The 12,497-nt window shown below is 46.6% G+C and carries 6 protein-coding genes, 1 tRNA gene and 1 pseudogene; 5 read left to right on the forward strand and 3 right to left on the reverse strand.

The genetic code is table 11. The features are described from left to right. Window positions 1-20: 20 nt before the first annotated feature. Together AC6I8U_RS12110 and fdhF are read right to left on the reverse strand one after the other, a co-directional pair. Entirely contained in the window at window positions 21-1,493 is a 1,473-nt protein-coding gene (locus tag AC6I8U_RS12110; RefSeq protein WP_498017032.1) for a protein adenylyltransferase SelO, read from the reverse strand. A 716-nt stretch (window positions 1,494-2,209) separates the two neighbouring features. Continuing rightward, window positions 2,210-6,325 (reverse strand): formate dehydrogenase subunit alpha, encoded by a 4,116-nt coding sequence (gene fdhF, locus AC6I8U_RS12115; RefSeq protein WP_498017033.1) that lies wholly within the window; start codon window positions 6,323-6,325, stop codon window positions 2,210-2,212. Window positions 6,326-6,787: 462 nt separating this feature from the next. On the opposite strand from fdhF, the gene AC6I8U_RS12120 reads away from it, so the two are divergent. From AC6I8U_RS12120 to AC6I8U_RS12130, 3 genes and pseudogenes are all read left to right on the forward strand, one after another. After that, a complete protein-coding gene (locus AC6I8U_RS12120; protein ID WP_498017034.1) occupies window positions 6,788-7,201 on the forward strand; it encodes a hypothetical protein in 414 nt (137 codons plus the stop codon). Between the two features lie 304 nt (window positions 7,202-7,505). Further along, a complete protein-coding gene (locus AC6I8U_RS12125; RefSeq protein WP_498016788.1) occupies window positions 7,506-8,888 on the forward strand; it encodes an IS4 family transposase in 1,383 nt (460 codons plus the stop codon). A 354-nt stretch (window positions 8,889-9,242) separates the two neighbouring features. Then, window positions 9,243-10,626: pseudogene (locus tag AC6I8U_RS12130) on the forward strand (IS4 family transposase). A 639-nt stretch (window positions 10,627-11,265) separates the two neighbouring features. Here AC6I8U_RS12130 and AC6I8U_RS12135 read toward each other — a convergent pair. Continuing rightward, window positions 11,266-11,342 (reverse strand) — tRNA-Pro (locus tag AC6I8U_RS12135). A gap of 257 nt (window positions 11,343-11,599) precedes the next feature. Here AC6I8U_RS12135 and AC6I8U_RS12140 point away from each other — a divergent pair. Next, window positions 11,600-11,740 (forward strand): DUF3149 domain-containing protein, encoded by a 141-nt coding sequence (locus tag AC6I8U_RS12140; RefSeq protein ID WP_042473952.1) that lies wholly within the window; start codon window positions 11,600-11,602, stop codon window positions 11,738-11,740. A 140-nt stretch (window positions 11,741-11,880) separates the two neighbouring features. Further along, on the forward strand, window positions 11,881-12,462 hold the full coding sequence (gene smrA, locus AC6I8U_RS12145) for a DNA endonuclease SmrA (protein WP_042473948.1): 582 nt from the start codon (window positions 11,881-11,883) through the stop codon (window positions 12,460-12,462). Window positions 12,463-12,497: the final 35 nt, after the last annotated feature.

A 12,497-nucleotide genomic window follows, 5' to 3' on the forward strand; every position in this document is an offset into this window, starting at 1 on the left:
AAATGAGCATTTGTCACCCACTAGGACGAGCAACTGATTGCCATCTTTTTACCCCAGTCGGGTGGTAACTTAGCGAGGTAGTCGTATTCTGGCTGTTCATCATAAGGGGCTTTGAGCACATCAGAGAGCCTATGGACCAACGAAAAATCCCCTTGCTCTGCGAGTTCAATAGCTTGTTGCGCCAAATAATTTCTCAGTATGTACTTAGGGTTCACCTCGCGCATTTTTTCGCAGCGCTCAGATGCGGAAAGTGTCTCTTTTTCGCAGCGCTGCAAATACTGGTTCAGCCACATCACCGCTTTATTTCGATCAACGAGCTTTTGATCAACGAATAAGTCAACAAGCGCAGAAGTGCCATCAGAATCGAGACAAGACAGCACTCTGAAAAAACGGGTATAGTCGACTTTGGCCGTTTCCATCAAATCGAAACTCTCACTAAAAAAAGCACCATCTTCAGGCTGTTTGGTGAATAAGCCAAACTTAGCGCGCATCTGAGCACTGTATTGGCTCTGAAGTCGCGGAGTAAATTTCTCAAGGGTTGAGTCCAAGTCGGCACGTTCGATAAGGGGTGTTAACGCCTGCGCTAGCGCGGTCAAATTCCAAAGCGCAATCGAGGGCTGATTATTAAACGCATAACGCCCTTGGTAATCGGAATGATTGCAGATATACCCAGGCTCATAATCGTCCAAAAAGCCAAACGGTCCATAATCAAACGTCTGACCGAGAATCGACATGTTGTCGGTATTCATCACCCCATGAGCAAACCCTTTAGTCTGCCAATGCGCAACCATGTCAGCGGTAAGCTGCACGATGTTTTCAAACATGGTTAGATAAGGTTTTTCGGAAGTTTCACAGTCAGGGAAATGCCACTCGATGACCCTATCTGCCAACTGTTTGAGCTGGTCATACTGCTCGGTATAAAAGAAATGCTCAAAATGCCCGAACCTAATGTGTGACTCTGCAAGGCGCAATAACAAGGCCCCCTGCTCAACTCTCTCTCGATACACAGGAGTATCGCTCACCATCATGCCCAGTGCACGTGTTGTCGGTACGCCCAGCCCTGCCATCGCTTCGCTGCAAAGGTACTCGCGGATCGTCGAACGCAGCACAGCACGCCCATCTCCCATGCGAGAGTATGGTGTTTGTCCTGCTCCCTTTAGGTGAAGATCGAACACAACACCTTCCAACGACACCAACTCACCCAGAAGTAGCCCCCGACCATCACCCAAATCTGGGTTGTAGATACCAAACTGGTGCCCTGCGTATTTCATCGCTAACGGCTTAAACGCGTCATGAGAGACAGTGCCAGAGAGCGCATCTAGTAAACACGCAGATTCAGGTGCGTCATGACTGAATCCAAACTGTTCAGCCAACGGTTGATTCCAGCTCACCCATCTCAGATTGTCTAGTGGTGTTGGCGCCACGAACTGATAGAAGCCAGCAGGTAACGTCGCATAGCGGTGAGTGATGGTGATTTGATCGAGCAGCGGCATATCAGTCTCATTACGTGAGCACAAAGACAGTTGATATGAGTATAGAGGTTAGGAAAATTTAAAAAAGAAACGAAAAGTGTGGGTATTGCGAAAGATTTTGAAATTTAGGACTTTGAGGTTTTGCCTAGAGGAACGCCCATTTGCGAAGATTGTTAATTGCAAAAAATGCATTGAATCGAAGCGTTTGGGCTGTCCCCTAAGAAGTACTGTTATTAGAGCATCGCTAGAACTGCGATCACTGTACCTAGAGAGAAAAGGCAAGTGCGACTAATAACGCCAAGGTTGGTAGGTTGAATCATTTCTTGATGCATAGGCAATATCTCCTTTTTATTACACTACGATTACAATGTAGGACGAAATGGGTGTTTTTACAACACATATCGCACTATTCTTTGAAATTGAGCCAAGTTTTTTCACCAAAAGAACCTCAAAGCTAGCTTAACATTAATCTGAGAGCATCTATGAACGTAACAGCCTGAGCAAAAAACTGCTTTAAATGTTAAGTAGAAACAAGGGTTACAGATTCATCTAAACGATCAATGCTAGAACGCATTTCTAAACGCTAAGACGTCATACTAAAACATAGGAATTTGTCCAACTCGAGGCCAGATAAGTCTAAACATACGTTAATGCACATTTTCTATATCAAATAGAAAAAAAAAGAGGCAAGCCAAATAGCTTACCTCCTGTCGATACTCCTAAAGCGTAGAGCAAATTTAATGAGCCATCTGAGTGACCTTCTCAAGCCGCACTGCAGATACTTTAAACTCTGGGATCTTCGCGTGCGGGTCAGTTGCTGTATTGGTCAGCTTATTCGCAGCCGATTCAGCAAAGTGGAACGGCACAAACACAACGCCCTGCTGCATCCGTTTGGTAACAAAGGCAGGTGCGGAAATCTCACCACGTCGCGACACCAACTTCACATCCTGACCATTGGTCACACCTATCATTTCAGCATCCTCGACGCTGATCATAATGCGTGGTCCAGCAAGGTTATCCAGCCCTTTGGTTTTGCGCGTCATAGTTCCTGTATGGAACTGCTCGAGTAATCGACCCGTGGTAAGAATCATTGGGAACTCGTCATCGGGAAGCTCAGCCGCATATTCAAATGGAATTGGAGCCATCGCCCCTTTACCGCGGATAAACTGGTCCTTATGCATAATGCGAGTACCGAAAGGCTTCACATCGTTACATGGCCACTGCAAACCGTTTTTACCAATCGACTGCCAACGAATACCGCTGTATTGCGGCGTAACATCGGCAATTTCCTCGGTGATCTCTTGCACCGTTTGGTACTGCCAGTCGCCGCCCATTGCATTGGCAATAGACTGAATAATACGCCAGTCCTCTTTTGCTTCACCCGGTGCTTGCACCGCAGGAACCAAGCGCTGTACGCGTCTCTCGGTGTTCGTGAAGTGCCCTGCTTTTTCCGCAAACGAGTAGGACGGTAACACCACATCCGCGAGCTCAGCCGTTTCGGTTAAGAAGATGTCCTGAACCACGAGGAAGTCTAGGGATTTCAATCCATGAACGGCGTGCGCCTGATCTGGGTCACTGAGTACTGGGTTCTCACCCATCACGTAAAGCGCTTTGATATCACCGTCGCAAGCGCCATCGATGATTTCAGTCAGTGTCTTACCACGCTCTTTAGGCAGAGTGTCTGAATTCCAAGCTTTGGCAAACTTTGCCTGCACGACTGGATTGGTCACCTTTTGATAGCCAGGGTAATCGGTCGGCAAGGCACCCATATCGCAAGAGCCCTGAACATTGGATTGACCGCGAAGCGGATTAATACCGCCACCTTCAACGCCCACGTTACCACACAGCATTTGCAGGTTGGCAATCGAGCGCACATTATCATGTCCAGTAGTGTGCTGAGTGATCCCCATTGAGTAATAGACTGATGTCACCTTCGAGGTACCAATCAACTCGGCGAGGCGCTCAATATCAAACTCAGCAACCCCAGTGACAAGTGCTGCATTGCGTGGGCTGTAGGCATCTTTACGTATCTCTTTAACGAACTCATCGTAACCTTCGGTGCGATCATTGATGTACTGGCTATCGTGCCAGCCATTTTTATCAATCACATGCATGATGGCATTGAGTAGCATGACATCTGTGCCAGGGCGATGGCGTACATAGAGCTCGGCATGATCAGCCATATCAATACGTTTTGGATCGGCAACAATCAGGCGCGCGCCCTTCGTCACCGCCTGCTTAATATGTGAAGCGATAATTGGATGCGCAGCGCTGGTGTCTGACCCAATGATAAAGATAACGTCAGAATGGGCAATGCTCGGAATATCATTGGTCATTGCACCGCTACCAAAGGAGGCTTCTAGCCCAGTCACCGTTGATGAGTGACAAAGCCTCGCACAATGGTCGATATTGTTGGTACCAATCTCTCTTCTAAATAGCTTTTGGAATGCGTAGTTATCTTCATTCGTCGTTTTCGCTGAAGAGAAGCCAGCAAGACTGTCACTGCCATACATAGACTTAATTTTGTTTAGCTTATCGGCGACATAGCTAACGGCTTCATCCCACGAGGCAGGCACTAACTCACCCGACTTACGGATAAGAGGCGTGGTCAGCCTCTCTTCGCTGTGTATAAAGTCAAAACCGAAGCGTCCCTTCACGCAAAGCATACCTTGGTTGACGGGTGAGGTTTTATCTCCCTTCACGTAGCGGATTTTGTTGTTGGCAGCATCAACATAGAGCTCAACTCGACAACCAACTCCGCAGTAAGTACAGATAGTTTTCACCGGCGTCAGCATTTCTACGCGGCTATGTGACTTATCGCGCTTATCGGCAAGTGCCCCTGTTGGGCACACCTGAACACAGGCGCCACACTGCACACAGTTACTGTCACCCATAGTCGCTCCATCTGGGAACGATGGGCGGTGCGAAGATTCAGAGAAGTTGAGAATGCCATGCACCGACTCGGTTTGACAGGCATGAACACACGAGCCACAGCTAATACAGCGGTTAGCGTCGAAGACAATGAACTCACTGGATTTATCGACTGGGAACATCTTGCGTTCTTCAGTATTAATCTCTCGATAATCGACCTGATATTCTGTAGCATAATCTCGGAGATCGCACTGAGTGTTGGCTTGGCAACCACACTCTAGACAGCGCGCAGCTTCGGCAATAGCATCCGAATCTGTCATCCCAAGCTCAACTTCTTGGTAGCTAGACTGACAAAGTTCTACATCAAGATGATCCGCTTTTGCTCGTGATTTCGCACGCTCTTGTAGGTATTCAGTTTGACGAACCTCAGTAAGACGCTCTGCCTTGCGGCTATTGAACGGCGCTGGCTCAGGTTTAAAGTGCCCTTCGAGAATATAGCGCTCAATAGCATCCGCCGCTTTCTTGCCGTCGGCAATCGCTTCAATGGCCGTAGCAGGACCACGTCTAAAATCACCAATACTGTAGACGTTGTAGCCATGGTGCATGGAGTCGTTGTCAGCAGACGCTGTACCCCAATCAGTCAGTGGCAGCGATTGTATTGCAGATTTTAGAAACTCGGTATCAGGCTTTTGTGATAGCGCTGAGATTACCGTATCAAACTCAATGGTCTCGGTTTCGCCGGTTGATACCGGACGACGACGGCCTGAGCTATCAGGCTCACCTAGAGCCATGATCTCCAACTCAATCGACTGAACACGACCTGTCGAGTCAGCATGGTTGGCTTTCGGGTTGGTTAAGAATTTAAATTTGACGCCTTCTAGCTCAGCAGCTTCAATCTCATGCAGTTCGGCTGGCATCTCGTTGCGAGTACGACGATAAATGATAGTCGTGTCGGCCCCTTCACGAACCGCAGTTCGCGCGCAGTCGATCGCCGTATTACCGCCGCCAATGATGGCGACTTTTTTGCCAATGCTAAAGTGCCTCTCGGTCATATGATCTTTGAGAAAATCAACACCCAGAATACACCCTTCCAGATCAGAGCCGGGATATGGCATGTTCACCGCTTTGGTCGCGCCAACGGCCAAACATACCGCTTCATAATTCTCAGTCAATTCATCGAGAGAAACGTCTTGGCCAAGAAGCGTATTGGTATGAATACGCATCCCGCCGCGACACATAAGTTCAATTTCTTTATCGAGAATGTCTTTTGGTAAGCGGTACTCAGGAATGCCATAGCGCAACCAACCACCAGCTTGCGGCATTGATTCAAAGACATCGACAGCAAAGCCTTGGTAACTCAGGTAGTAACCGCAAGCCAGACCACCGGGACCCGCACCGACAATCGCAACACGATGCCCGTTGTACGGCAGTTTTGGTGGTTCAAACTGCTCGGCCAGTGACAAATCAATATCTGCTGCGTGACGTTTGAGCTGGCGAATCGCTAGAGGCTCATCTACCAAGCTTCGTCGGCACTCATGCTCACAAAACGCAGGACAAACACGACCAATCGAGATTGGCATCGGCAGCGTATCTTTAATCACTTTGACGGCTTGATGATGATCAGCCTGAGCGATGTGGTGTAAGTAGGTTTGAATATCGACGTTAGCAGGGCAAGCCACTTTACATGGCGCTTCACAGTCAGCATTGTGGTCAGCGAAAATCTTATTGAGGGCTTCTCGTCGCAGATTATTAAGCTGAGCGGACTCGGTCACTATCGTCATCCCATCTTGGATCTGAGTCTCACAGGCTTTGACCACGCCTTCACCAACGACTTCAACGACGCACATGTCGCAAGACTGCTTCTCAGCATGCTTACTGATTGAGCAGAGCGATGGGACCTCAACTTTAATATCTTTGGCCACATCAAGGATGCTTTTGCGCTCTCTTAGAAGATACGTTTGACCATTGATAATTACATTCATAGAGCTATCTCTTTTTAGACAGATGACACATAACCCACTGATCTTACGCGTTGATTTGACATGGCATTTGACCATGTATGAATGGGCACCTATTAATCATACAAATTACAATTAATCATACAAATAGACCAAAGTCTATGATTTTAAATAGGAACCTATACGGCAAGTACAACGAGCCATCAGCAAGTAAGCTGCATGTGTGACTCGTGTCACAGTGGTAGAACAAATCTAAATTGAGAAATTTTGACGCTCTCAGGGGGTCCCCCGATTGGGAGATTTACAAATAGGAGCAAAACTGACCTCAGTATAACCCTACTCAAACAAAGGTCAAATAAACCCACTAAATGTGTGACAATAGAACATCAGAGTGTCTTTATCGATGGCGTAAAATGGTAAATGGCGCCGCTCCACAATTGATACCTTAGCCCTGTCAGCAAGAACAACTCCAAGAGGAATCAATTTATGAAAATGCTTAAAGATATCGCTATCAGCTCTGTTATCACGACTATCGTATTGTTGCTACTCAACGCTTCTTGGGATTGGGTTTTCATCGCGAGCTTGGAAGTGGCGGTACTCGCCTCGGTGGTCCTTGCGAGTATGCTGAAAGGGGCTATCTCACTAGAGAAAGTGATGGCATCGCACTTTCTAACCCATAAAACATTACCAAAACTGAAACGAGGTGTTTCGTCATACATTATTTTGGTGGGCTCTAAGTTTGTCGCCATGGCTGTTATTGCCGTTCTGTTTGGTCAGCATGTTGCATTTACAGGTGCGTTTGGTGGTGTGGTTGCTTTTTTCGCAATTATCTTTGCTGTGCTGGGTGTGGAAGGTGTTATTGGTAAGGTAATGGCGCGCCGTGAGGTTGTTGCAGCTTAAGCTTATAGCGTCACATCGCCTATTTTTAGTCATCGCCGCGCAGTGGGCTTTTTGCTCCCCCCCTTACCAAGGGGAGGCTGGGAGGGGTGAATGCGGTGAACTGTCAACGCGCTTGGAACGAAAGTGAACGTATTGCTCAGAGAAAGGCACTGAAACCATTAATCGCTTTGAATTAACCGCATTTTACCCCCTCTAGCTCCTGTCTTTCATACACAAATAGCGCAAGTTAATCCTTGCGCTATTTTATTAAACTTATTGATTTAACTGCGATCTAAACGATATCTAAAACAACACGGATATCGACATGTTCATCACAGATACTGCAAAATGGGCCAAAGCCACTTTTAATGATGCTCAGCTTGGTGACCCACGACGTACCCGTCGGCTTGTTTCTCTTGCGAGCTCAATAGCCAGCCATATAGGGAAATCTGTGTTGCAATCTCTCTCTAATCCAGCCGATATTGAAGCCGCTTATCGGTTCATTCGAAACGAAGACATCAAAGCAGACGACATTGCAGAAGCAGGTTTCTCTGCGACTGCTGAGTCTGCGAAAGGCTTAGGGACATTGCTTGCCCTTGAAGACACAACCTCGTTAAGCTTTACCCACAAAACTGTATCTAAAGAGCTAGGGCACACGACTCGTTACGAGAAATCGAAAGGTTTTCAAGCTCACTCAGTGTTGCTTTTTTCTCCTAAGCAACACCATGTTGTGGGCTTGATTGAACAGCACCGCTGGACCCGAAATTTAGCTGAGAAAGGAAAAAGTGAAACGCAGCCCAAGCGTCCATATAAAGAGAAAGAAAGCTATAAATGGGAACAAGCCTCTCGCAAAGTAGCAGAACGACTGGGCGATACAATGGAGCACGTCATTTCTGTATGTGATAGAGAAGCAGATCTGTATGAGTACCTGACGTATAAAACAGAAAATAATCAGAGATTTATTGTTCGCTCCATGCAGGCTCGTTGTATAGAGGAGTCAGACGATAAACTCTACTCTTTCGGTTCTTCGCTTAAAAGTGCAGGTGAGCGAACGGTTCCAGTGATGCAGAGAGGTGGGCGAAAAGCACGAGAAGCGATATGTGATATTCGCTACGCACCTGTGACGCTCAAAGTTCCATCGACCAAGAAGGGAGAGCCGGTTCAACTTAATTACGTAAGTTGCATTGAACAAGGTAATAGCAAGGGGTTGTGCTGGCATATTCTGACTTCTGAACCTGTGAGAACCAAAAAACAAGCCATCACCATCCTAGAATATTACGAGCGACGCTGGTTAATTGAAGACTTCCATAAGTCGTGGAAGACAGGAGGAACTCAAGTTGAAAACCTACGTATGCAAAGCAGAGCCAATCTAGAGAAAATGATTGTTTTACTTAGCTTTATAGCATGCCGAATTCAGCAACTTCGATACTTGGGTTTAGAAAAAGATAGAGCTAAGAAAGTGAGTTGCGAACAGATACTAAGCCCCAAGGCTTGGAAATTACTTTGGTTAAAAAGAGAGAAAAAACGTCTCCCAAAGAAGCCACCACACTTACACTGGGCATACCTCAATCTGGGGAAACTGGCCAACTGGCATGACACTAAGCGAACTGGCCGAGTTGGATGGGAACGACTCTGGGAAGGTTGGTTTAGACTGCAAGATATTGTTGAGGGGTATGATCTAGCAAAGTCTCTTGATCCAGACTTGTGATCAAGAGACAGCTCTAGCTCCCCCTATATTAGGGGGAGAACCAAGGCTAGCTCCTATCGTCGCATCGCCTATTTATAGTTAGCGGAGCGCTGCAAGCGTTGTGCTCCTCCCCTTACTAAGGGGAGGCTGGGAGGGGTGAATGCGGTGAACTGTCAATGAGCTCGGAACCAAAGTGAACTTATTGCTCAGAGAAAAGTACTGAAAACATCACTCGCTTTAACTTCATCGCATTTTACCCCCTCTAGCTCCTGTCTTTCATACACAAATAGCGCAAGGTTAATCCTTGCGCTATTTTATTAAACTTATTGATTTAACTGCGATCTAAACGATATCTAAAACAACACGGATATCGACATGTTCATCACAGATACTGCAAAATGGGCCAAAGCCACTTTTAATGATGCTCAGCTTGGTGACCCACGACGTACCCGTCGGCTTGTTTCTCTTGCGAGCTCAATAGCCAGCCATATAGGGAAATCTGTGTTGCAATCTCTCTCTAATCCAGCCGATATTGAAGCCGCTTATCGGTTCATTCGAAACGAAGACATCAAAGCAGACGACATTGCAGAAGCAGGTTTCTCTGCGACTGCTGAGTCTGCGAAAGGCTTAGGGACATTGCTTGCCCTTGAAGACACAACCTCGTTAAGCTTTACCCACAAAACTGTATCTAAAGAGCTAGGGCACACGACTCGTTACGAGAAATCGAAAGGTTTTCAAGCTCACTCAGTGTTGCTTTTTTCTCCTAAGCAACACCATGTTGTGGGCTTGATTGAACAGCACCGCTGGACCCGAAATATAGCTGAGAAAGGAAAAAGTGAAACGCAGCCCAAGCGTCCATATAAAGAGAAAGAAAGCTATAAATGGGAACAAGCCTCTCGCAAAGTAGCAGAACGACTGGGCGATACAATGGAGCACGTCATTTCTGTCTGTGATAGAGAAGCAGATCTGTATGAGTACCTGACGTATAAAACAGAAAATAATCAGAGATTTATTGTTCGCTCCATGCAGGCTCGTTGTATAGAGGAGTCAGACGATAAACTCTACTCTTTCGGTTCTTCGCTTAAAAGTGCAGGTGAGCGAACGGTTCCAGTGATGCAGAGAGGTGGGCGAAAAGCACGAGAAGCGATATGTGATATTCGCTACGCACCTGTGACGCTCAAAGTTCCATCGACCAAGAAGGGAGAGCCGGTTCAACTTAATTACGTAAGTTGCATTGAACAAGGTAATAGCAAGGGGTTGTGCTGGCATATTCTGACTTCTGAACCTGTGAGAACCAAAAAAACAAGCCATCACCATCCTAGAATATTACGAGCGACGCTGGTTAATTGAAGACTTCCATAAGTCGTGGAAGACAGGAGGAACTCAAGTTGAAAACCTACGTATGCAAAGCAGAGCCAATCTAGAGAAAATGATTGTTTTACTTAGCTTTATAGCATGCCGAATTCAGCAACTTCGATACTTGGGTTTAGAAAAAGATAGAGCTAAGAAAGTGAGTTGCGAACAGATACTAAGCCCCAAGGCTTGGAAATTACTTTGGTTAAAAAGAGAGAAAAAACGTCTCCCAAAGAAGCCACCACACTTACACTGGGCATACCTCAATCTGGGGAAACTGGCCAACTGGCATGACACTAAGCGAACTGGCCGAGTTGGATGGGAACGACTCTGGGAAGGTTGGTTTAGACTGCAAGATATTGTTGAGGGGTATGATCTAGCAAAGTCTCTTGATCCAGACTTGTGATCAAGAGACAGCTCTAGCTCCCCCTATATTGGGGGAGAACCGTAGGATAGCTCTTAGCGTCGCATCGCCTATTTTATAACTAGCGCAGCGAGCGTTGTGCTCCTCCCCTTGCTAAGGGGAGGCTGGGAGGGGTGAATGCGGTGAACTGTCAATGAGCTCGGAACCAAAGTGAACTTATTGCTCAGAGAAAAGTACTGAAAACATCACTCGCTTTAACTTCATCGCATTTTACCCACTCTAACTCCCCCTACATTAGGAGGAGAACCGTAGGCTAGCTCCTAGCGTCGCATCGCCTATTTTTAGTCATAGTCGCGTAGTGGGCTTTTTGCTCCTCCCCTTACCAAGGGGAGGCTGGGGAGGGGTGAATGCGGTGAAATGTCAACGCGCTCGAAGCAACAGTGAGCTTATTGCTCAGAGAAAGGCACTGAAACCATTAATCGCTTTGAATTAACCGCATTTTACCCCCTCTAACTCCCCCTATATTAGGAGAAGAACCGTAGGCTAGCTCCTATCGTCGCATCGCCTATTTTATAACTGGCGCAGCGCAGTGAGCGTTGTACAAACCGGGCACATCATTTACAGAATTACTTTTCGCCAAAACGCAAAAAGCCTCGCTATTAAGCGAGGCTTTTCTAAAAGTGGTCGGTGAAGAGGGATTCGAACCCCCGACCCTCTGGTCCCAAACCAGATGCGCTACCAAGCTGCGCTATTCACCGAGATTGCTGATTGGCTTATTGCCCGTCAACGGATGCGTATATTACTGATAATTCTCAGGCGCGCAAGGCTTTTGTGGCATCTTTTTTCCAAAACAGCTCTGTTTGCTCATCAACTAGCCAGAAGCACGAAAAATGTGACCGTATACACACACTCACATACAGGTTATTAACACTCCGAGTACAATTGATCCAGATCAGTGTTCACTTTTAAACCAACCGTTAACGTAACCCTGTCATCACTACTTTTTGGAGGAAACATGGATTTTTGGCTTGATCTCCTATTTGGTAATGCAGTAGGCCTCTCTTCAATGATCGTTATCTTTGGAGCGTTTGGTTTAATGCTGTTTTACGGTGCTTTCTTCATTTATAAGGTAATGAATGACAAATCTCCTCACTAGAATCGCTTAGCTTCTATTTTTGAATAGAAAACTGCTATGCACCGGAGTGGATCGCCTGTTCACTCCGGTTTTTTATTGCTCTCACTTTTTGCTCGACTTCGTATATACTCCAAATAAATTGGCTTATTCGAGATGCAGTTATGTCTCAAGACGATGATCTAGACCTATTTCAACAAATGATGGGCGATGTAAAGCCTATTCAAAACGACACCGTCGAATTAAAAAAGTCCCACCAAGTATCTGACTCGCAACTGGCAAAACGTCAGGCTGCGCTGTGGCTCTCTGAACAAGATCCTGAATACCTCTCTATCGATTTCGCCCCTATGGTGAAGCCCGATGACATCATAGAGTTCAAACGTGACGGCGTTCAGGAAGGGGTTTACCGGAAACTTCGACTAGGTAAATATCCTCTACAGGCGAAACTCGACTTACACCGCCGCACTCTCAAAGAAGCGCGAGATGAAGTCATTAAGTTCTTGCAGCAATGCATGCGAATGGATATTCGAACCGTCATCATAGTCCATGGTCGTGGTGAACGTTCTAATCCGCCTGCTTTGATGAAAAGTTACTTGGCTAACTGGCTGACTCAGATTAAGGATGTACAGTGTGTTCACAGTGCTCAACGCTTCCATGGCGGTAGTGGCGCTGTCTATGTCATGCTTAGAAAGAGCCAAGAGAAGAAGCTTGAAAACCGCGAACGTCATCAAAAACGCATGAGTTAAGTGACTTAACGCCAAGTTGGGTATAAAATACGCGA

It is taken from the genome of Vibrio sp. KUL80, from assembly GCF_059725495.1.

What these genes read in the sequence shown, in the direction of transcription:
- AC6I8U_RS12140 (WP_042473952.1), top strand. Translation starts at nt 11,600, where the DNA reads ATGGATTTTTGGCTTGATCTCCTATTTGGTAATGCAGTAGGCCTCTCT.
- smrA (WP_042473948.1), top strand. Translation starts at nt 11,881, where the DNA reads ATGTCTCAAGACGATGATCTAGACCTATTTCAACAAATGATGGGCGAT.
- AC6I8U_RS12125 (WP_498016788.1), top strand. Translation starts at nt 7,506, where the DNA reads ATGTTCATCACAGATACTGCAAAATGGGCCAAAGCCACTTTTAATGAT.
- AC6I8U_RS12110 (WP_498017032.1), bottom strand. Translation starts at nt 1,493, where the DNA reads ATGCCGCTGCTCGATCAAATCACCATCACTCACCGCTATGCGACGTTA.
- AC6I8U_RS12120 (WP_498017034.1), top strand. Translation starts at nt 6,788, where the DNA reads ATGAAAATGCTTAAAGATATCGCTATCAGCTCTGTTATCACGACTATC.
- fdhF (WP_498017033.1), bottom strand. Translation starts at nt 6,325, where the DNA reads ATGAATGTAATTATCAATGGTCAAACGTATCTTCTAAGAGAGCGCAAA.